Annotated in this window: 17 protein-coding genes and 3 riboswitches; of the genes, 8 read left to right on the top strand and 9 right to left on the bottom strand. The window is 66.2% G+C overall.

Going from position 1 to position 21,342, the window contains the following annotated elements; all coding sequences use genetic code 11:
• The 3 genes from NIBR502770_RS20045 to NIBR502770_RS20055 all read right to left on the bottom strand — a co-directional run bounded on the left by NIBR502770_RS20045 (position 1) and on the right by NIBR502770_RS20055 (position 2,299).
• Positions 1-981: a 1-phosphofructokinase family hexose kinase gene (locus NIBR502770_RS20045; RefSeq protein ID WP_141183123.1), complete on the bottom strand. Its 981-nt coding sequence runs from the start codon at positions 979-981 to the stop codon at positions 1-3.
• Positions 978-1,784, bottom strand: a complete 807-nt coding sequence (locus tag NIBR502770_RS20050; RefSeq protein ID WP_141161390.1) for a DeoR/GlpR family DNA-binding transcription regulator — start codon at positions 1,782-1,784, stop codon at positions 978-980. The genes NIBR502770_RS20045 and NIBR502770_RS20050 overlap by 4 nt, the downstream gene beginning before the upstream one ends.
• 257 nt (positions 1,785-2,041) lie before the next feature.
• Entirely contained in the window at positions 2,042-2,299 is a 258-nt protein-coding gene (locus tag NIBR502770_RS20055; RefSeq protein WP_141158415.1) for a DUF6458 family protein, read from the bottom strand.
• Between the two features lie 174 nt (positions 2,300-2,473).
• Between NIBR502770_RS20055 and NIBR502770_RS20060 the strand changes: the two genes are divergently transcribed.
• From NIBR502770_RS20060 to NIBR502770_RS20070, 3 genes are all read left to right on the top strand, one after another.
• Positions 2,474-3,091, top strand: coding sequence for an alpha/beta hydrolase (locus NIBR502770_RS20060; protein WP_141183124.1), 618 nt, complete (start codon positions 2,474-2,476; stop codon positions 3,089-3,091).
• A 202-nt stretch (positions 3,092-3,293) separates the two neighbouring features.
• Complete coding sequence (locus NIBR502770_RS20065; RefSeq protein WP_141183125.1) at positions 3,294-4,031, top strand: HAD family phosphatase; 738 nt, start codon at positions 3,294-3,296, stop codon at positions 4,029-4,031.
• A 138-nt stretch (positions 4,032-4,169) separates the two neighbouring features.
• Complete coding sequence (locus tag NIBR502770_RS20070) at positions 4,170-6,515, top strand: glycoside hydrolase family 65 protein (RefSeq protein ID WP_141183126.1); 2,346 nt, start codon at positions 4,170-4,172, stop codon at positions 6,513-6,515.
• Between the two features lie 106 nt (positions 6,516-6,621).
• Here NIBR502770_RS20070 and lipA read toward each other — a convergent pair whose 3' ends face one another.
• The 6 genes from lipA to gcvP all read right to left on the bottom strand — a co-directional run bounded on the left by lipA (position 6,622) and on the right by gcvP (position 15,134).
• Positions 6,622-7,635: a lipoyl synthase gene (lipA, locus tag NIBR502770_RS20075; protein WP_141183127.1), complete on the bottom strand. Its 1,014-nt coding sequence runs from the start codon at positions 7,633-7,635 to the stop codon at positions 6,622-6,624.
• 46 nt (positions 7,636-7,681) lie between these two features.
• Positions 7,682-9,121, bottom strand: a complete 1,440-nt coding sequence (locus NIBR502770_RS20080; RefSeq protein ID WP_141183128.1) for an L-serine ammonia-lyase — start codon at positions 9,119-9,121, stop codon at positions 7,682-7,684.
• 288 nt (positions 9,122-9,409) lie between these two features.
• Positions 9,410-10,732 (bottom strand): serine hydroxymethyltransferase, encoded by a 1,323-nt coding sequence (gene glyA, locus NIBR502770_RS20085; protein ID WP_141183129.1) that lies wholly within the window; start codon positions 10,730-10,732, stop codon positions 9,410-9,412.
• On the bottom strand, positions 10,729-11,112 hold the full coding sequence (gene gcvH / locus NIBR502770_RS20090; RefSeq protein ID WP_141158408.1) for a glycine cleavage system protein GcvH: 384 nt from the start codon (positions 11,110-11,112) through the stop codon (positions 10,729-10,731). The genes glyA and gcvH overlap by 4 nt, the downstream gene beginning before the upstream one ends.
• 46 nt (positions 11,113-11,158) lie before the next feature.
• A complete protein-coding gene (gene gcvT / locus NIBR502770_RS20095; RefSeq protein ID WP_141183130.1) occupies positions 11,159-12,271 on the bottom strand; it encodes a glycine cleavage system aminomethyltransferase GcvT in 1,113 nt (370 codons plus the stop codon).
• 10 nt (positions 12,272-12,281) lie between these two features.
• On the bottom strand, positions 12,282-15,134 hold the full coding sequence (gcvP, locus tag NIBR502770_RS20100; protein WP_141183131.1) for an aminomethyl-transferring glycine dehydrogenase: 2,853 nt from the start codon (positions 15,132-15,134) through the stop codon (positions 12,282-12,284).
• 153 nt (positions 15,135-15,287) lie between these two features.
• A riboswitch (glycine riboswitch) is annotated at positions 15,288-15,387 on the bottom strand.
• A 312-nt stretch (positions 15,388-15,699) separates the two neighbouring features.
• A riboswitch (glycine riboswitch) is annotated at positions 15,700-15,797 on the top strand.
• A gap of 153 nt (positions 15,798-15,950) precedes the next feature.
• Here gcvP and cycA point away from each other — a divergent pair.
• From cycA to NIBR502770_RS20125, 5 genes are all read left to right on the top strand, one after another.
• On the top strand, positions 15,951-17,462 hold the full coding sequence (cycA, locus tag NIBR502770_RS20105) for a D-serine/D-alanine/glycine transporter (RefSeq protein ID WP_141183132.1): 1,512 nt from the start codon (positions 15,951-15,953) through the stop codon (positions 17,460-17,462).
• Positions 17,463-17,479: 17 nt separating this feature from the next.
• Positions 17,480-18,385, top strand: coding sequence for a formyltetrahydrofolate deformylase (purU, locus tag NIBR502770_RS20110; RefSeq protein ID WP_141183133.1), 906 nt, complete (start codon positions 17,480-17,482; stop codon positions 18,383-18,385).
• Between the two features lie 92 nt (positions 18,386-18,477).
• Positions 18,478-18,577: riboswitch (glycine riboswitch) on the top strand.
• 153 nt (positions 18,578-18,730) lie between these two features.
• Positions 18,731-19,567, top strand: a complete 837-nt coding sequence (locus NIBR502770_RS20115; RefSeq protein WP_246857337.1) for a methylenetetrahydrofolate reductase — start codon at positions 18,731-18,733, stop codon at positions 19,565-19,567.
• Between the two features lie 122 nt (positions 19,568-19,689).
• Positions 19,690-20,493 (top strand): hypothetical protein, encoded by an 804-nt coding sequence (locus NIBR502770_RS20120; protein ID WP_141183134.1) that lies wholly within the window; start codon positions 19,690-19,692, stop codon positions 20,491-20,493.
• Positions 20,477-21,226: a LamB/YcsF family protein gene (locus NIBR502770_RS20125; protein WP_141183135.1), complete on the top strand. Its 750-nt coding sequence runs from the start codon at positions 20,477-20,479 to the stop codon at positions 21,224-21,226. Before NIBR502770_RS20120 ends, NIBR502770_RS20125 begins: the two co-directional genes overlap by 17 nt.
• The last annotated feature ends 116 nt before the right edge of the window (positions 21,227-21,342 follow it).

Here is a 21,342-nt window from a genome sequence, read left to right on the forward strand (position 1 = left end):
TCAATCCTTTCGAAGGGCCGTGATGGTTACGGCATCCGGGGTGGTTTGGTTTACTGCCGGAACAGTGGAACCCGGCAGCGAGGCAGCGGCGGCACCGTGGGCCACCGCCTGGCGAAGGCAGTCGGCGGGGGCGGCGCCCCGGCCGTGGGCAAGCAGGTAGCCGGCAAGCGCGGAGTCGCCCGCGCCTACCGTGCTGACTGCGGCGACCGGCGGATGCGTGGCCAACCACGCGCCGTCGGCCGTGACGAGGACAGCTCCCTTGGAACCGAGAGTTGCCAGCACAGCACCCACACCGGAACGTACGACGGCGGCTGCGGCGGCTGCGGCAGCCGTTGGGTCCGCTTCCAGTTCGTCACCGGATGCCGGGGGGAAGCCGGCAGCTGCGGCCAGCTCAGCCAGTTCCTCGGCGTTGGGCTTCAGGAGGTCCGGCATGCCCTCCGCGCCGCCGGTGAGGGCGGCAGCGAGGGGCAGTCCGGACGAGTCGACGGCGATGCGGGGGGCGGCGCCGTCGGCGGAGGAGCGCAGGCGGTGGGCTACCGTCGCGTAGAAGTCTGCAGGGAATCCGGGCGGCAGCGAGCCGGCAAGGACCACCCAGCCGGCACCGCGGGAGCTTTCCACCAGGAGCTTGATGAGGGCTTCCTGCTGGTTCCCATCCAGCGCAGGGCCGGGCTCGTTGATCTTGGTGGTTACGCCGCCGGGCTCGGTGAGGGCCACGTTGGTGCGCAGCGGCTCGTCGATTGGAAGCGAAACGAAGGGTACCGCGCTTTCGCGCAGGCCGGCCAGGACGGGGTCGCTGTCCGCGCCGGGGAGGACGGCCAGGGATTCCAGTCCGGAGGCCACCAGGGCACGGGAGACGTTGACGCCCTTGCCGCCGGACTCCTGCCGCACGGAGACGGCCCGCTGGACCTCGCCGCGTTCAAGCGGGCCGGGGAGGGCTACGGTGCGGTCAAGGCTGGGGTTGGCCGTGAAGGTGACGATCATGCGACCACCACATCAACGCCGGCCTCTTCCAGGGCTGCTGCGAGTTCAGGTCCGGGTTCACTGTCTGTAATCAAGGTGTCCAGATCTTTCAGGGAGGCGAACTGGACCAGGGTTTCCGTGTCCAGCTTGGAGGAGTCGGCCAGCACCACAATGCGGCGTGCCGACTGGACGAAGGCTGCCTTCACGGCGGCTTCTTCAGGATCGGGAGTGCTGACGCCGAAGGTGGCGTGGATGCCGTTGGTCCCGATGAACGCGATATCAGGGCGGATCCGGGCGGCGGCGTTGACCGTTGCCTGCCCTACGGCCACCTGGGTGAGTCCGCGGACCCGGCCGCCCAGGATCTGCAGGGCAACACCGGGAACGTTGGAGAGTTTGCTGGCAATGGGTACAGCGTGGGTGATGACCACCAGTTCGTGCCGGGGGCCCGTTCCCTCGGAGGGCTCGACGGCGGCGCGGCGGGCCAGCAGGTCGGCAAGCACCTCTGTGGTGGTTCCGCCGTCCATCAGGACGCTGGCGGATGAGTTCCGGGGTATGAGGGCGAGTGCTGCCTCGGCGATGCGGACCTTCTGGTCCGGCCGCTGGATGGCCCGTTCGGTGACGCTTTCTTCCGTGGTGCTGAAGCGGTCCGCCGCGACGGCTCCGCCGTGGACGCGGCGCACCGTGCCGGCGTTTTCCAGGGCGGCGAGGTCCCTGCGCACCGTTTCGGTGGTGATACGGAAGCGCTCAGCCAGCAGGGTCACGCTGACCCGGCCGCTGCCGGCGACAAGCTCGGCAATCTGTTGCTGGCGCTCTTCGGCGAACACGTACCCTCCGTTGCGTAGGTCCTGCTGGGTGCCCGCCTCTTCCGTTCCCGGAGTCGGCGTGACTGGCATCACATTGATGTTGAGTTACTTGACTTTATCTTTGGTTCTGTTGGTTTGTCAATGGAAACCAACATGAAACAAGATCCGGTGGAATCTTTGCGGGGGCATGGAAAAGCCGGGTTGGACACGTGGTGGTCCAACCCGGCTTTTCGGGTTCATCAGTGGTGGCCCGGATCCCGTCCTCCGTGGCGGCGTCGTTAGATACCGCCGTCCCGGCTTTCGTGGCGGGTGATGCGTTCGCCCGTGTTGGGATCGATGACGGAACGCGATTCGCTGACCCGGCGGCTGCGGCCGGGGGAGGCAAGGATCAGCGATGCGATCAGTCCGATCACGCCCACGGCCATCAGGATGTATCCCACCAGTTGCTGGTCCACAAAGGGGATCAGTCCGGGGGCTACCGCCCAGGCAAGGATGGCGCCGAGGGCGATGAGGAAGATTGATGAGCCGATTCTCATGACTTGCTCCTTACGGCCGCGGCCTGCGCGGCGCTGGTAGGGCGATACGGGAGGGTGGTGCGTACACTGCCAAAAGCTAAGCCTGCTGTCCGTCAAGCGTCACGCTACCGTCCGGTCGTTGCGGATTCAATGATCCGGGCGGGGCGTCGGCTTCCGCGTGGTTAGGCTTGACCAGTGGAAACAGTTGTGTGGTCCAGGCCGGAAGGCCAGCGAGCCGGCACTCCCTTGCTGGTGATGATGCACGGTTACGGCACGGATGAGTCGCGGATGGTGCGCCTGTTCGAATACTTGCCACAGGAGTTCACCTTCGCCGCGCTGCGGGCCCCTATGCCCATCGGTGACCACTGGGGCTGGTTCCTGCTCGACTACTTCCTGGCAAACGATTTTGCTGATGTCATCTCCGCAGCAACTGCGGTCCGGACCTGGATCAACGGAGTGAGGGACCAGCACAGCAGCGTCACCCTGATGGGGTATTCGCAGGGCATGGCCATGGCCAGCACGCTCCTGCGGCTGCACCCGGACGACTATAAAGCGGTTGTGGGACTGTCCGGCTTCGTGCTCAACAACGAGCTCCTGTCCGCGATGCACTCCTTCGACACCAAGCCGCCGTTCTTCTGGGGACGGGACAAGGCGGACCTGGTGATTAACGAAGACGCCGTTGCCTACACTGCCGGGTGGCTGGCTGCGAACACCTTGCTGACGGCCCGGACCTACCCGGGCATGGGGCACGCCATGTCCAAGGCCGAAATGGTGGACGTCAGCGCCTTCCTCCGCCACTACGTGCTGCGCTGACCGTGTGCCTGCCCCACGGGTGGGTACGAAAAAACAGTTGCCAGCGAAATTTGCAAGCGCTTACACTCGTCTACGGCCATGATCGGTCCTGCAGTGGGCGGACAAGGAAGTGATGCTGCGCGCATGAGGCGCAGCAGTACCTTCCCTAAGGCTGTCCCGGCAGGTCCGGCTGTCCACGAACCGAAAGGACACCGCACTGCCGATGACACTGGAAACTGCAGCCAAGCCCGCCGACTGGACCGGCGCGGCGGCAATCCTGTTTGACCTGGACGGGGTCCTGACCCCGACGGCCACCGTCCACGAGCGTGCTTGGCAGGAATTGTTCAACGGCTACCTTGCCTCGTACCCGGAGGTTCCCGGGTACCGGGAAAGCGACTACTTTGACCATATCGACGGCAAACCCCGCTTTGACGGAGTCCGTGATTTCCTGGCGTCCCGGGGAATCGCGCTGCCGGAAGGCCCCCTCGACGACGATCCGGCCAACGAAACCGTCCAGGGCCTGGGCAACCGCAAGAATGCCATCTTCAATGACATCGTGAGCGCCGGCGTCGAACCGTTCGAAGGCTCGGTGCGCTTCCTCGAAGCCGCGCTTGCCCGCGGCCTCAAGGTCGCCGTCGTCTCCTCATCCCGCAATGCCCCCGCCGTCCTGGAAGCCGCCGGCCTCAGCCGCCACTTCCCGGTCGTGGTGGACGGCGTGGTGGCCGCGGAGCAGGGGCTGCCCGGCAAGCCGAGCCCCGCCACGTACGAGTACGCAGCCAAACTGCTGGACCTCTCCAGTCCGGAGTGCGTGGTGGTGGAGGACGCAGTGTCAGGGGTCCAGGCCGGACGCGCGGGCTCCTTCCACTCCGTCATCGGCGTGGACCGGGGCGCGGGCCGCCAGACGCTCCTCGACGCCGGCGCCACCCTGGTGGTCAGCGACCTCCAGGAACTCATCCCCTAAAATCCGCAGGACCCCCGTTGCCTTCCCCGGGGCAACACCGCTGCTTCCCCGGCAGCGCCCATCCCAGTACCGCCCTTCCCCCGAATACTTCGTGCCGGCCAGTCCGGCACCACAGCAAGGCCAAAAGGACCCCCAACCATGGCACTGATTTCCGCGGACCGCGACCGGTTCCCCGATACTCCCTGGCAGATCGTCGAAACGCGCTACGAAGCCGATGCGGCGGGAACCCTGGAGACCCTGTTTGCCCTGGGCAACGGGCACCTGGGCATCCGGGGCGCCCACTGGGCAGTGGCCGATGCCGAACTGCCGGGCAGCTTCATCAATGGCCTGCACGAGATCTGGGACATCAAGCACGCCGAAAATGCCTTTGGCTTTGCCCGGACGGGGCAGCGCATCCTCTACATCCCGGACGCCAACAACTTCGCGGTGGTGGTGGATGGCGAAAGCCTGACCCTCGCCGAATCGGAGGTGCAGGAATACCGGCGCAGCGTCGACTTCTCCACCGGGATCTACGAGTGCCGCATCACGTGGCAGTGCCGGTCCGGGGCCACGGTGACCACCACCGAACGCCGCGCCGTTGGTTATGAGTCCCGTGGCAGCCTGGGCATCTCGCTGGAGGTGGCCGCGGACCGGCAAATCTCCCTGGACGTCACCTCTGCCGTGATCAACCGCCAGGACCAGCCGGTGGAAGACCACTCCGTGCACGATCCCCGCCGGGCCGGACGCCACGCCGGCAGGGTGCTGCTCCCTGTGCGGCTCGACGGCGGCGACGGGTCGCTGCGTTTGTCCTGGGAAGCGGCTGAATCCAAGCAGCGCGTTGGCCTGGCAGTGGACCACTGGACCTCCGCCGGGCAGCAGCCCTTTGAAACCGTGGTGGACCAGGACCACAGCACTGTCCGGTACGTCCTGGCGGTTGATGCCGGCGAGCCGTTCCGGCTGGAGAAGAGCGTCAGCTACGTGGCCGGGCGCAGCATCCAGGACCCGGACGTGGATGCGGCCGCGGTGGCTGAGGAGGCCCTCAGCCCGGTGGACAGCATCTTTGCCGAGAGCATGGCCCACTACCGCGCCTACTGGGCTACCTCCGACATCGTGGTGGAGGGCGGCCGGCCCGGGCTGCAGCAGGCCATCCGCTGGAACCTGTTCCAGCTTGCCCAGGCCACGGCGCGTGCCGATGTGGCCGGTATCCCCGCCAAGGGCGTGACGGGCTCAGGCTATGAAGGGCACTACTTCTGGGACCAGGAGGTGTACCTGCTGCCGTACCTCACCTACACCAACCCCGACGGAGCCCGGCAGGTCCTCGAGTTCCGCCACGGCATGCTTCCCGAGGCCAGGATCCGGGCGAAGGAACTGAGTGTGGACGGCGCCCTCTTCCCGTGGCGCACCATCAACGGGCTCGAGGCCAGCGCCTACTACGCGGCCAGTACCGCACAGTTCCACATCGCCGCCGCCATCGCCTTCGCCACCAACAGGTACCTCTGGGCTACCGGGGATGCCGCGTTCCGGGACGGCATGGGTGCGGAACTGCTGATCGAGACGGCCCGCATGTGGATCTCCCTGGGCTTCTTTGGCAAGGACGGGCTCTTCCATATCCACGGCGTCACCGGCCCTGATGAGTACACGGCCGTGGTGAACGACAACCTGTACACCAACGTCATGGCCCGCTTCAACCTGCGTGCTGCCGCGGCGCTCGAGCATGCCGGCATCACCCAGGAGGAGCGCCAGCTGTGGGAGGCTGCCGCCAACCGCATGCAACTGCCGTTCGATGACCGGATGCAGGTGCACTCGCAGGACAACGACTTCATGACCCTGGAAGCCTGGGACTGGACCACGCCCCGGTCGAAGTATCCGCTGCTCCTGCACTTCCACCCGCTGGTGATCTACCGGCACCAGGTCCTGAAGCAGGCAGACACCGTCCTGGCCATGTTCCTGCAGTGGCAGGACTTCACCGCAGGGGAAAAGCAGCGGGCCTTCGACTTCTACGACCCCATCACCACCGGTGACTCAACGCTTTCCGCCTGCGTCCAGGGGATCATGGCGGCAGAAGTGGGCTATTCGAGGGAGGCGCTGGAGCACTTCACCAGTGCCGCGTTAATCGACTTGGATGACACGCATGGCAATACGATCGACGGCGTGCACATCGCCTCCAGCGGGGGAGTGTGGAGTTCGCTGGTATGCGGGTTCGCGGGAATGCGGGACCAAGGCCCGGTCCCGTACTTCGATCCCCGCCTGCCCGCGGAGTGGGAAAGTCTGGCCTTCCACCTGAAGATCCGGGGCCGCCTGCTGTTGGTCCAGCTCGCCTCCGGATCCATCACCTTGACGGTCCAGGACGGCGCCCCGCTGGAGGTGGATGTCCGCGGCCGGCGGGTGACGGTGGGCAACACGCCCGTGCAGCTGCCGTTGGAGCCAGTCGCAGAGCCGGAACCCACGGTGTTCCCCAGCGGGCTGCCGACGGCGAGTATCCCCGTGGTGCGCGGCAACAGCTGAGCGGGTTGCCCCGCAGCGCCCCGGGAGCCTTGCGGGGCCGTGCTGACTTTCCTGCCGACGTCCGGCCTGGTGCCCCCAAAACAGCACCAGGCCGGCCCGCCGTCATTCAGCCGGCGAGGAGGGTGGCGGCTTCCTGGCGGGTGGTGCCGGAGTCCTGGATGCCTTCTGCGATGTGGGCGAGTTCGGCGGGGATGTCGCGGCCTTTTTTGCGCATGGCGGTGGCCCAGAGGCGGCCGGCGCGGTAGGAGGAGCGGACCAGGGGTCCGGACATGACGCCGAGGAAGCCGATTTCTTCGGCTTCGTGCTGGAGGTCCACGAATTCCTGGGGTTTGACCCAGCGGTCCACGGGCAGGTGCCGTTCGGAGGGGCGGAGGTATTGGGTGATGGTGATCAGGTCGCAGCCGGCCTGGTGGAGGTCGCGGAGGGCTTCGCTGATTTCTTCGCGGGTTTCGCCCATGCCCAGGATGAGGTTGGATTTGGTGACCATGCCCAGGTTCCGGCCCTGGGTGATGACGTCCAGGGAGCGTTCGTAGCGGAACGCGGGGCGGATCCGTTTGAAGATCCGGGGGACGGTTTCGACGTTGTGGGCGAAGACTTCGGGGGCGGAGTCGCAGATCGCCTTGATGTGGTCGGGGTTGCCGGAGAAGTCGGGGATGAGCAGTTCGACGCCGGTGCCGGGGTTCAGTTCGTGGATCTTGCGGACGGTTTCGGCGTAGAGCCAGACGCCTTCGTCTTCGAGGTCGTCGCGGGCCACGCCGGTGACGGTGGCGTAGCGCAGCTGCATGGATTGGACGGAGCGGGCCACCTTGGTGGGTTCGAACAGGTCCACGGGGGAGGGTTTGCCGGTGTCGATCTGGCAGAAGTCGCAGCGGCGGGTGCATTCGGAGCCGCCGATCAGGAAGGTCGCTTCCTTGTCTTCCCAGCATTCGAAGATGTTGGGGCAGCCGGCTTCTTCGCAGACGGTGTGCAGGCCTTCTTTTTTGACCAGGTTCTTCAGTCCGACGAACTCGGGGCCCATCTGGACCTTGGCCTTGATCCACTCCGGCTTGCGCTCCACCGGGACCGCAGCGTTGCGCTGCTCGATCCGCAGCATCTTCCGGCCTTCAGGTGCCAGGGTCATGATCGTGTTTCCTTTGTCTTCTGGGGGAGTCGGAGTGTGCCGGGTGTCAGCATTCAACGACGTTGACGGCGAGGCCGCCCATGGCGGTTTCCTTGTATTTGTCGCTCATGTCCTTGCCGGTTTCGCGCATGGTGATGATGACTTCGTCGAGGGAGACGCGGTGGGTGCCGTCGCCCCAGAGCGCCATTTTCGCGGCGTTGATCGCTTTCGCGGCCGCGATCGCGTTCCGTTCGATGCAGGGGACCTGGACCAGCCCGCCGATCGGGTCACAGGTCAGGCCCAGGTTGTGTTCCATCGCGATTTCCGCGGCGTTCTCCACCTGGGCGGGGGTGCCGCCCATGACTTCGGCCAGGCCCGCGGCGGCCATCGAGGACGCGGAGCCGACCTCGCCCTGGCAGCCGACCTCGGCCCCGGAGATCGAGGCCTGTTCCTTGTAAAGCACCCCCACGGCGCCGGCCGCGAGCAGGAACCGCACCACCACATCATCCCGGTCCGCCTGCGTTGCCTGGTCCATGCCCGGGGCGAAATGCAGGGCGTAGAACAACACCGCGGGGATGATCCCGGCCGCCCCGTTCGTGGGCGCGGTGACCACCCGGCCGCCGGAGGCGTTTTCCTCGTTCACGGCCAACGCCACCAAGTTAACCCACTCCTGCCAGTACCGTGGGTCGTAGTGGTCCTGCCCGTCCTGCCCGTCCTGGCCGGTGTCTTCGGGGCGGGCGGTTTCCTTCTTCAACCGCTCGTACCAGTCAGGGGCGCGGCGGCGGACCTTCAACCCGCCCGGCAGCACCCCTTCGCGTTTGAGCGAGGTCTGCACGCAGTTCTCCATCACGGACCAGATGTGCAGCAGCCCCGCACGGATCTCCTCCCCCGAGCGGGAGGCCAACTCGTTCGTGAACATCACGTCGGCGATGCCCAGCCCGGTCACCGCGCAGTGCGCCAACAACTCCGCCGCGGTCCGGAACGGCAGCGGCAGCCCGTCCTTGGACGCGTCCAGTTCCTGCTGCGCCGCGTCCTCCTCCCCCTCCCGGACGATGAACCCGCCACCGACCGAGAAGAACGTCGCCGCGTGCACCACCGAACCCTGCGCGTCGGTGACCGTGAACGTCATCCCGTTCGTGTGCCGCGGCAGCACCGTCAACGGCCGCAACACCATGTCCTTCACCCCATACGGCAGCGCCACCGACCCGGCCAGGTTCAGGACCCCGGTCTCCGCGATCGAGGCCAGCCGCTCCTCGACCTCTTCGGGCAGGATCAACTCCGGATGGAACCCCTCCAAGCCCAGCAGGACCGCCGTCATCGTCCCATGCCCGTGCCCCGTCGCTGCCAACGACCCATACAAATCCACCCGCAACCCCGCCACCGCAGCCAGTTTCCCCGAGGCCTTGAGCTCCTCAGCGAACACAGCAGCAGCCCGCATCGGCCCCACAGTATGCGAAGACGACGGGCCAATCCCGATCGAAAAAAGATCAAAGACTCCGACTGCCATAACTAAATCCTTACTGAAACTGTGGTTCGGTTGGTGTGGCCGGGCTGGGGTGGAGCGGGCAGGACATCCTCTGCGTGCTCGGTCGCGAAGACGCCCGCTAAGCGGACGTGACGCTCCCTTAGACGCACGCTGCCGGATGCCCCGCCCACTCCGAGGGTCTGTCACCAAGGCGACATGCCCACGAGGGGACGGCGGAGCCGGACTTTTCGAAAGCCTGCGTCAAAGCGACGAAGGAGCAGCAGGCGTGAAAATGTCCGGTCCGCCGGGCCCGTTAGCGATCACGATCCCTTAGGACAGGGGTGCCACGCCCGGGTAGAGCGGGTGGGCTGCTGCGAGTGCTTCGACGCGGTGACGGAGCCCCGAAAGGTCCGCGTCGGCGTCGGCAATCAAGGCCTCGGCGATGATGTCGGCTACCTCGCGGAAGGCAGCCTCACCGAAGCCACGGGTGGCCAGGGCGGGGGTGCCGATGCGCAGGCCCGATGTCACCATCGGCGGACGCGGATCGAACGGGACGGCGTTGCGGTTGACCGTGATGTCGATCGCGGCGAGGCGGTCTTCCGCCTGCTGGCCGTCGAGTTCGCAGTTGCGCAGGTCCACCAGGACCAGGTGAACGTCCGTCCCGCCGGACACCACGCTGATGCCCTTTGCGGTGACGTCCGGCTGGACCAGGCGCTCGGCGAGGATGGATGCGCCGAGCAGGACGCGTTCCTGCCTCTCCTTGAACTCGGGGGACGCTGCGATCTTGAACGCCACGGCCTTGCCGGCAATGACGTGCTCCAGGGGGCCGCCCTGCTGGCCGGGGAAGACAGCCGAGTTGATCTTCTTGGCGATGTCGGCGTCGTTGGAGAGGATGATGCCGCCGCGCGGACCGGCGAGGGTCTTGTGCGTGGTGGACGTTACTACGTGGGCGTGCGGCACCGGGCTGGGGTGCAGTCCGGCTGCCACGAGGCCGGCGAAGTGCGCCATGTCCACCATGAGGTAGGCGCCCACAAGGTCGGCGATGCGGCGGAACTCCGCGAAGTCCAGCTGGCGGGCGTAAGCCGACCAGCCGGCAACGATGAGCTGCGGCTTCGTTTCCAGCGCCAGCCGTTCCACTTCTGCCATGTCGATCGTGTGGGTGTCTTCGCGGACCTGGTATGGGACCACGTTGTAGAGCTTGCCGGAAAAGTTGATCCGCATGCCGTGGGTCAGATGGCCGCCGTGGGCCAGGTTCAGGCCCATGATGGTGTCGCCGGGCTTGATCAGCGCGTGCATCACCGAGGCGTTGGCCTGGGCGCCGGAGTGCGGCTGCACGTTGGCGAACCCGGCGCCGAAGAGCGCCTTGACCCGGTCGATGGCGAGCTGCTCGGTGACGTCCACGTGCTCGCAGCCACCGTAGTAGCGCTTGCCCGGGTAGCCTTCGGCGTACTTGTTGGTCAGGACGGAGCCCTGCGCCTGCATCACGGCCACGGCGGTGTGGTTCTCCGAGGCGATCATTTCCAGGCCCTCACGCTGGCGGCCCAATTCGTCGTCGATCTTGGCGGCGATTTCGGGGTCCAACGCGGACAGGTCCGCGTTGAGGCTGGGGGAGACTACCTGCTCGAACACTGCGGTGTCAGCGGGGGCACTCACAGTTCGCCGCCGTTCGCTTCGGCGTATTCCTCTGCGGACAGCAGCGGGCCCTCTTCGGTGACGGTGACCTTGAAGAGCCAGCCGGCGCCGTACGGATCGTTGTTGATCACGGCAGGGTCGCTGACGACGTCGTCGTTGACTTCCGTGACCTCGCCCGTGACGGGGGAGTACAGGTCCGAGACGGACTTGGTGGACTCGATCTCGCCACAGGTCTCGCCGGCCGTCACGGTGGAGCCAACCTCGGGCAGGTCAACGTAGACGATGTCGCCCAGTGCTTCGGCGGCGACAGCGGACACGCCAACCACGGACGGGCCGGAGCCGTCAGCGGCGATCCATTCGTGCTCGGCGGAATACTTCAGTTCGGCGGCAACTTTAGCCATGGTGTTTTTCCTTAAGTTTGGGGTTCAAGAGTGGGGAAGCGCGAAGCTACTTTTGGCGCTTGTAGAACGGCAGGGCGACAACCTCGAAGGGCTCGGCCTTGCCGCGCAGGTCCACGTCCAGGGGGGTGCCCAGCCCGGCGTGCTCGACGTCGACGTAGGCCAGTGCTACAGGGTAGCCGAGGGTGGGGCTGGGCTGGCCGGAGGTCACCTCGCCCACCACGTTGCCGTCCTTGAGGACCGGGTAGCCGCCACGGCCGGCGCGGCGGCCGAGGCCCTTCAGGCCCACGAGCTTCCGCTTGGAACCGGCTTCCTTCGCAGCTTCCAGGGCGGAGCGGCCCACGAAGTCGCCTTCCTTGGACTTGAGCGCCACGACGGGGCCCAGGCCGGCGTCGAACGGTGAACGTTCCAGGGACAGCTCATTGCCATAGAGCGGCATGCCGGCCTCGAGGCGGAGTGAGTCGCGGGACGCAAGACCGCACGGGATGATGCCAAACTCTTCGCCGGCTTCGGCCACCTTGGCCCACAGGTTCGCGGCGTCGGCGTTCGGAATGAACAGTTCGAAGCCGTCCTCGCCGGTGTAGCCCGTCCGGGCCAGGATGACATTGTGGCCGGCGATGGTCAGCTCGTTGAACGCGTAGTACTTCAGGCCGGTGACCAGGGCGTGCTGGGATTCATCCGTGAGCTTGAGCAGGATGGCCTCGGCGTTGGGTCCCTGGACTGCGACGAGGGAGGTGGCCGACGAAGCGTCCTCCACCTTGACGTCGAAGTTAACTGCCCGTTCGGCGAGGGCTGCCGCCACGGTGGGGGCGTTGCCGGCGTTGGGGACCACCAGGTATTTTTCGTCGCCGAAACGGTAAGTGATGAGGTCGTCGATGATGCCGCCGTCCTCGTTGCAGATCAGCGAGTACTTGGCCTTGCCATCCGCGATGGCGGACAACTTGCCCACCAGGGCGTAATCCAGGAAGGCGCCGGCTTCGGGGCCGGTGACCCAGACTTCGCCCATGTGGGAGAGATCGAACAGGCCCGCAGCTTTGCGGACGGCGTGGTGCTCGGCCAGTTCGGAGCTGTACTTGAGCGGCATCTGCCAGCCGCCGAAGTCGGTGAAGGAAGCGCCCAGGTTCTTGTGCTCTTCGTAGAGAGCCGTGTAGTTCTCAGTCATTGGGGGATCCTTAGTTTTCGAACTCGGACAGCGGCGGGCAGGAGCAGATCAGGTTCCGGTCTCCACCGGCGCCGTCGATCCGGCCCACCGGCGGGAAGTACTTGTCCTGCTTGAGGTGGTGGACGGGGAAGACAGCCTGTTCGCGGCTGTACTGCCGGGTCCATTCGGAGTTCACGACGGCGGACGCGGTGTGGGGTGCGTTGCGCAGCGGGGAGTCCTGGACAGAGAAGTCGCCGTTGGCCACCTGGTCAATTTCCTTGCGGATGGTGATCATGGCCTCGATGAAGCGGTCGATCTCGGCCAGGTCCTCGGACTCGGTGGGCTCCACCATCAGCGTGCCGGCCACCGGGAACGCCAGGGTGGGGGCGTGGAAACCGTAGTCGATGAGGCGCTTGGCCACATCCTCGGCGGTGACGCCGGTCTTGGCCGTGAGTTCGCGCAGGTCCAGGATGCATTCGTGCGCCACGAGGCCACCTTCGCCGGTGTAGAGGACCGGGAAGTAGTCGTTCAGGCGCACGGCGACGTAGTTCGCAGCGAGCAATGCTGCCTTGGTGGCCTCGGTCAGGCCTTCCCCGCCCATGAGCTTAACGTAGGCCCAGGAGATCGGGAGGACTCCGGCGGAGCCGAAGTTCGAGGCGCTGATGGCCACGCCGTGGCCTCCCTCATGCGCTGCCTTGTTGGCGTCGCCGGGCATGAACGGTGCCAGGTGGGCCTTCGCTGCCACGGGGCCGACGCCGGGTCCGCCGCCGCCGTGCGGGATGCAGAAGGTCTTGTGCAGGTTCAGGTGGGACACATCCCCGCCGAACTTGCCCGGCTGGGCCAGGCCGACCAGGGCGTTCAGGTTGGCTCCGTCAACGTAGACCTGGCCGCCGGCAGCATGGACGGCCTCGCAGATCTCGGTCACGTCCGCATCGTAGACGCCGTGGGTGGATGGGTAGGTGATCATGATCGCCGAGAGGACGTCCTTGTTCGCCTCGATCTTTGCGTACAGGTCCTCGTGGTCAATCGTTCCATCCGCGGCCGTGGCAACGACGACGACCTTCATGCCGGCCAGGACGGCGGAGGCGGCGTTGGTGCCGTGGGCCGAGGCCGGGATCAGGCAGACGTTGCGCTGGGTGTCGCCGTTCGCGCGGTGGTAGCCGCGGATGGCCAGCAGGCCGGCGAGCTCGCCCTGGGACCCGGCGTTGGGCTGGAGGGACACCTGGTCGTAGCCGGTGATTTCCGCCAAGTCGGCTTCCAGGCCACTGATCAGTTCACGCCAGCCTTCGGTCTGGGAGTCCGGGGCGAAGGGGTGGATGGAGGCGAACTCCGGCCAGGAGATGGCTTCCATCTCGGCGGTGGCATTCAGCTTCATGGTGCACGAGCCCAGCGGGATCATGGTGCGGTCCAGCGCGAGGTCCCGGTCAGAGAGCTTGCGGATGTAGCGCAGGAGCTGGGTTTCGGACCGGTGGGTGTTGAACACCGGGTGCTGCATGTACTCGGAGGTGCGGAGCACCTCTGCGGGCAGTTCGAAGCCCTCGGCGTCCACCACGGGGCCGGCACCGAAGGCGACGGCGATCGCGGACAGGATTTCCGGCGTCGTGGTTTCATCCACGGACACGCCGATGGTGTCGGCATCAATATGCCGCAGGTTGATCCCGCGTGCTTCAGCAGCGGTGATGACCTTGGCGGCCTTGCCGGGAACGGAGACAGTGACCGTGTCGAAGAACGTCTCAGTGGCCAGTTCCCGGCCTGCGACCTTGAGGGTGGTGGCCAGGGCGCGGGAGTTGTTGTGGACGCGCTCGGCGATGGCCTTCAGTCCGTCCGGGCCGTGGTAGACGGCGTAGAAGGAGGACACGATGGCCAGCAGGGCCTGCGCGGTGCAGATGTTGGACGTGGCCTTTTCGCGGCGGATGTGCTGCTCGCGCGTCTGCAGCGCCAGGCGGTAGGCCGGGAGGCCGGCGTCGTCCTTGGAGACGCCCACCAGGCGGCCGGGCATGGAACGCTCCAGGCCCTTGGCCACGGCCATGTAGGCGGCGTGCGGGCCGCCGAAGAACAGCGGCACACCGAAACGCTGGGTGGAGCCGACGGCGATGTCGGCGCCCTGCTCGCCCGGAGGCGTGATCAGGGTCAGTGCCAGCAGGTCGGCAGCGACGGTAACCAGTGCGCCGCGTTCCTTGGCCTCGGCGATGACGCCTGCGTGGTTGAAGACGCGGCCGGAGGCGCCGGGCTGCTGGAGCACGATGCCGTTGATGTCGCCGTCGGGCAGGCCGTTGGACAGGTCGGCGACCTCAACCTCGAAGCCGAGCGCCTCGGCGCGGCCTTTGACGATGGCGATGGTCTGCGGCAGCACGTCGGCGTCCAGGACGGTCTTGCCGTCGCGGGCGTCCTTGTTCTTGTTGGCGCGGCGCATCATCAGCACGGCTTCGGCCACGGCGGTGGCTTCATCCAGCAGCGAGGCGTTGGCGATGGGCAGGCCCACGAGATCCTGGACCATGGTCTGGAAGTTCAGCAGCGCCTCGAGCCGGCCCTGGGAAATCTCGGGCTGGTACGGCGTGTAGGCGGTGTACCAGGCCGGGGCTTCCAGCACGTTCCGGCGGATCACTGCAGGCGTGACGGTGTCGTAGTAGCCCTGCCCGATCATCTGGACAGCGGTCTTGTTCTTGGCGGCGAGCCTGCGCAGTTCCGCAAGCACCTCAACCTCGCTCAGGGCGCCCTTGAGCGCGAGCGGCTTGGACTGGCGGATCGAATTGGGGACAGCGATGTCCACCAAACCGTCAACGCTGTCGTAGCCAACGGCCTTGAGCATGGTGTCGACGTCAGCCTGGCGGCGCGCACCAATGTGCCGGTCCGCGAAGGCAGACGGTTGGGATTGAATCGTCATGAGGAACTCCAGGATTGGCCGGCCACGAGTGGCTCGGCATGGATCGGGTCCCTCCCCGCTCTGTATTGGACCTGAGAGATTCCGCAAACCCAGCAAAGGCCTGCTTGCACCGTCGGTGAGTGCCGCCGGAGCAGCACTGCTTTCCAGAGTCGCCTCGCCGTGACGGTACATGGGCCTGAGAGATTCCTGGGGAGGATTTGCTCCTACGGCGCCTGCCCGGTGATGGCCGGGAGAACTCTCCCGCCACAGCTCGAAAGGCTTATTGAAATGTGGGTGATTCGGCTCACAAGTTACAGGATGGCGGCCCCGGGGAGCAAATCGGTCCGTCATGAAGCACGCAGGCGGGACCGTTAGGCAGATGCTGTCATGGCGGGCTTGACTTTTGTTCGTGACGGACACCACACTGAACCCCGTGATCCGGCCGGGCAGCGGAACTGGCCCAAAGAGCGCTGGGCGCTCCGTCGCCGGCTGTGATTACCGGAGGCCCAAAAATGCGCCGTGCGGCTGGAAAGCCCGCAGCGGATGCACTCCGATAACTGAACACTGATTTACCAATCAACGCTTTTGACCTGCGGCGGGAGAGCCCTGCCGGTACGTTCAGCAGGCGCCGTAGGAGCAAACCCTCCCCAGGAAACTCTCAGGCCCACGTACCGCCGCGGTGAGGCAACTCTGGAAAGCAGCCAGGCCCTGTCCTGGCTCACCGACGGTGCAAGCACGCCATCCCGGCGAGTGGAAACTCTCAGGTCCAAGACAGAGCGGGGAGGAAATCCAATCTTTGCGACACCCCGGGTGCCGCTCGAACGATGGAGTTCCTCAATGACGACCCATTCCCCGACGTCCCCCGGCGGCGGAGCCCCGCACCTGGAGCGGCAGCTCAGCAACCGCCACATCCAACTGATCGCCATCGGCGGCGCAATCGGCACTGGCCTGTTCATGGGTTCCGGCAAGACCATCTCGGCAGCCGGCCCCTCGGTGATCTTCGTATACATGATCATCGGTTTCATGCTGTTCTTCGTCATGCGTGCCATGGGTGAACTGCTGCTCAGCAACCTCAACTACAAGTCCTTCAGCGATTTCGCCGCAGACCTGCTGGGCCCGTGGGCCGGCTTCTTTACGGGCTGGACCTACTGGTTCTGCTGGGTCATCACCGGCATCGCCGATGTCATCGCCATCGCCGGCTACTCCCGGGAACTGTGGCCCGGGGTGCCCCTGTGGATCCCCGGCCTGGCCACCGTAGCCATCCTTCTCCTGCTGAACCTCACCACCGTCAAGGCCTTTGGCGAGACGGAGTTCTGGTTCGCGCTCATCAAGATCATTGCCATTGCTGCGCTGATCATCGTTGGCCTGTTCATGATCTTCACCGGTTTCCAGTCCGACGCCGGTCCTGCCACCTTCACCAACCTGTGGAGCCACGGCGGATTCTTCCCGAACGAGTTCATGGGCTTCGTGGCGGGCTTCCAGATCGCCGTCTTCGCCTTCGTGGGAATCGAACTGGTGGGCACCACCGCCGCCGAGGCCAAGAACCCGGAGCGGAACCTGCCCAAGGCCATCAACTCCATCCCCATCCGCGTGCTCCTCTTCTACGTAGGCGCCCTCATCATCCTGATGGCAGTCACCCCCTGGACCGAGTTCAGGGCCGGCCACAGCCCCTTCATCGCCATGTTCTCCCTGGCAGGCCTGGGCGCCGCAGCCACCATCGTCAACCTCGTGGTGCTTAGCTCCGCGATGTCCTCCGCGAACTCCGGCATCTACTCGACCTCCCGCATGGTCTTCGGCCTTGCCCAGGAAGGCGACGCTCCCGACGTCTTTGGCAAACTGTCCCGGCGGAAGGTGCCCCAGAACGCACTGTTCCTCTCCTGCGTGCTGCTGCTGTCCGGCGTCGTCCTCATGTATGCCGGCCAGGACGTGGGCAAGGCCTTCGACATGGTTACCACCGTCTCAGCTGTCTGCTTCGTCTTTGTCTGGTCGATCATCCTGGCCAGCTACATCGCCTTCCGCCGCCGCCGGCCGCACCTGCATGAAGCATCGAAGTTCAAGATGCCCGGCGGTGTTGCCATGGTCTGGGTGGTCTTCGCCTTCTTCGCTTTCGTGATCTGGACCCTCACCACCCAGCCGGACACCCTGCTGGCCCTGCTGGTCACGCCGGTCTGGTTCATCCTGCTGGGCGCCGCATGGTTCGTCCTCCGCCGCCGGCCCGCACACCAGGCCCGATTCGCCGCGTTCCAGGCTGAACTGCAGGCAGACCAGGACTTCACCGACGCCGCATCCGGCCAGGCCGCCCGTCAGGTTGCCGCCGCAGAAGCGGGGGAAGAGCGGGTCAAGCGGTGATCGGCACGGAAGCCCGCATGTCGCAGGGCAGCACGGCCGCGGCCGGGCAGCGCCAGGCCGTGGCTCCGGAAACGGGCAAGGAATTCGTCCTGACATTCCATTGCCCGGATGCGCTCGGCATCGTCCAGGCGGTGGCGGCCTACCTGCTCGAGCAGGTATGCTACATCGTGGACATCAAGCAGTTCGGGGACCGCGCGAGCGGCAGGTTCTTCATGCGGATCCACGTCACCGCCCAGGTAGAGCTGGAACTCGACCACCTCCGGACCGGTTTCGAGCAGGTGGCCCGGGAGTGGCAGATGGACTGGCGCCTCGAACGCCACGGCCGCAAGCAGCCCATCCTGGTCATGGTGTCCAAATACGACCACTGCCTCAACGACCTCCTGTTCCGCGCCCGCAGCGGTGAGTTGCCCGTCCGGATTGCCGCCGTGGTGTCCAACCACCCGGACCTGGAACCCCTTGCCGCGTGGCACGGTGTCCCGTTCCACCACATCCCGGTCACGCCCGATACCAAGGCGGAAGCTGAGGGGCGCCTGCTGGAACTGGTGGACCAGTACGCAGTGGAACTGGTGGTGCTGGCCCGCTACATGCAGGTGCTCAGCGATGAAGCCACTACGCGCCTCAGCGGCAAGGCCATCAACATCCACCACTCGTTCCTGCCCAGCTTCAAGGGCGCAAAGCCGTACCACCAGGCGTACGAACGCGGCGTCAAGACAGTGGGCGCCACTGCCCACTACGTGAACTCGGAGCTGGACGAGGGGCCCATCATTTCGCAGCAGGTCATCGAGGTGGACCACACGTATTCCGCTTCAGACCTGGTCACGGTTGGCCGCGACGCCGAATGCAAGGCGCTCACGAATGCCGTCCGCTGGCACGCTGAAGGGCGGATAGTCCTCTCCGGCAACCGGACGGTCATCCTCCGCTAGTTGCAGGCCCATCCACGCGGCCGGCGCTGCACTCCTCCCAGGCGGAGGGGCAGGCGCCGGCCGCCGTGGCACCACATTTGAATACAGCCTTTCGAGCTGTGGCGGGAGAGTTCTCCCGGCCATCACCGGGCAGGCGCCGTAGGAGCAAATCCTCCCCAGGAATCTCTCAGGCCCATGTACCGTCACGGCGAGGCGACTCTGGAAAGCAGTGCTGCTCCGGCAGTACTCACCGACGGTGCAAGCAGGCCCTGGCTGGGTTTGCGGAATCTCTCAGGTCCAATACAGAGCGGGGAGGGACCCGATCCATGCCGAGCCACCCGTGGCCGGCCAATCCTGGAGTTCCTCATGACGATTCAATCCCTCATGGCACCAGCCGCCGCATCGATCCCCGCGGCAGGACAGGCCTCCGGTTCCGGGGCAGCGCTGCCCGTCCGGATGCAGATCAATCCCACCGAGGATGTTGCCGCCCTCGTCCAGGCACACGCTCCCGCCGGCACGGCCCTGACGGTGACCTGCCTGCCGCGCCAAGGTGTGGGGCCGACCATCCGGACAGCCATCGAGCTTGCCTACCTCGGCTTCGAGGTTGTCCCGCACCTGGCCGCACGGAGCATCGAAAGCCGTGGGCAGCTGGCCGGTGTGGTCCGGAACTGCCACGATGCCGGGATCACCGAAGTATTCGCCGTCGGCGGTGACGCAGGGGAGCCCGCCGGGCCCTATGACAGCAGCCTTCCGCTGCTGGAGGACCTCGCCGAGCTGTCCGGCGGCACCATCCGGGCCGGTGTGGCGGGCTACCCGGAAGGCCATCCCGGCCACGGCGAGCTGCACATGCTTGATGCGTTGCTGGAAAAGCAGCATCTGGCCTCATCCGTGGTGACGCAGCTGTGCTTCTCGGCCTCCCGCATCCAGTGGTACGCAGAAATGCTCCGCCGGGAAGGGGTGCGGCTCCCTGTCTGGGCCGGAGTTCCCGGCGCCGTTCCCCGGGAGCAGCTCATCCGCGCCGCACTGAAAATCGGGGTGGGCCCCTCCCTCAAATTCCTGAATCGCAGGGGCCCGCTCGGCCGCCGCCTGCTCAAGGGCGGCCTCTACTCACCGCAGGCGATCCTTGCGGAGCTGGAGGGCGGCGGGGTGGTGGAGGGGGTGCACCTGTACACGTTCAACAACCTGGCGGGCACCGGCAGCTAGGGAAGAGCGGCGGGGAAGAACCAAGTGCCGGCCGGAAAGTTCAGCATGCTTAGTGTTTGTCCACATAGGATGGATAAGCACGGCAGCCCACCCGCTGCAGGTCGATTTGAATGAAGGTGACCATGGCCAGGCGCAGCAATCCCGCAGTACGAATCGCACAGGAAACCGCCCATAACGCAATGTTCGATGCCGAGGGCAAGCCCAAGCCCGGCGTCCACAACATGCTCCTGAAGGCAGTGCAGATCCAGCGGCCCTTGGTGGTGGCCTATATCCGCCGGCTCCAGAAGAAGCATCCGCGGGCTACCGCAGCGCAGCTCGCAGACATCGCGGAGCGTGACTACCTTAGGGCGGTGGCCGGCGGAGGTGCCTTGGTGGGCGCCACCGCCGTCGTCCCGGGCGTGGGTACCGTCGCGTCGCTGGGACTATCTGCGGCCGCGACGGTTGGCTTCCTGGAGGCGACAGCCCTCTATGCGACGTCGCTGGCCGAGCTCCACGGCATTCGCCTCACCAACCCGGAGAAAGCCGGCACCATGGTCATGGCCATCATGCTGGGCGAGGAAGGAACTGCCCTGCTGGGAACCCTGAGCGGTCAGGCGGCCGGCGGAGCAAAGCCCGCGGACGTCTGGGGAAACGTGCTGTCCAGGTCCTCGATCCCGGGATTCGGCAGCGTCCGGAAGCGGATCCAGAACGCCTTCCTCAAGAACCTGCTCAAGCGGCAGGGCACCGCGCTGTTCGGACGGGCCTTGCCCTTCGGCATAGGGGCGGTTGTGGGCGGAGCCGGTAACCTCGTGATGGGCCGTGCAGTGGCCAAGAACGCCCGGGAGGCGTTCGGACCCATGCCGGACACCATCCCCGGGGAGCTGACCGCGGCTGCCGGGCCGGACAACCTGACCCTGGAAGGCAACATCCTTGGATCTCAACGCTGACGTAGGCCAATCATTCGGTTCCTGGACCACGGGAGGCGATCCGGCGATGTTCCAGCTGGCCACCAGCGCCAACGTCGCGTGCGGCCTCCACGCGGGCGACCCCGTCACCATGCTGGACAGTTGCCGGGCCGCCTACGAACTGGACGTCACCGTGGGTGCGCACCTCGGCTACCGCGACATGGCCGGTTTTGGCCGCCGCTCGCTGGACATGAGCTTTGACGAGCTTTTCGGCGACGTGCTGTACCAGCTGGGCGCGCTCGACGGCGTCGCGCACGCCGTGGGTGCCTCGGTGGACTACGTGAAACCGCACGGTGCGCTGTATGACGCGGTGATCCACGACGCCGAGCAGGCTTCCGCGCTCGTGGCGGCCGTGAACGCCTATGATCCGGGGCTGCCCATCCTCGGATTCCCCCGCTCGGAGCTGTTGAAGCAGGCCAAGGAGGCCGGCCACCCTGTTTTCACCGAGGCCTACGCCGACCGTGCCTACTTTGCAGACGGAACCTTGGTGCCGCTGTCCGGGGAAGACGCCGTGTTGAACGACGTCGACACGATCGTTGAGCGGGCCGTGCGGTTGGCAACAAAAGGCGAAGTGGTGGCGGTTGACGGTTCGGTGGTCCGGATCCAGCCGGACTCCCTGCGGCTGCCCGGCGGCAGCCCCGCAGCCTTGGAGGCGGCGTCCCGCATCCGGGCAGGTCTTGAGGCCGTAGGCGTGGAGCTGGAGGCCTTCGCGTAGAAGGCGGAGTTGCGCTTCTCACCCAGCGATTCAGGACCCAACGACTTCTAGCTCAGGCAGTGGTTAATCAAGGACTGCCGACCGTTGGACCAGGGGCCCACTGATTACCGACCGTT

Origin of the sequence: Pseudarthrobacter sp. NIBRBAC000502770, from assembly GCF_006517815.1 — a bacterium.
Classification (GTDB): domain Bacteria; phylum Actinomycetota; class Actinomycetes; order Actinomycetales; family Micrococcaceae; genus Arthrobacter; species Arthrobacter niigatensis.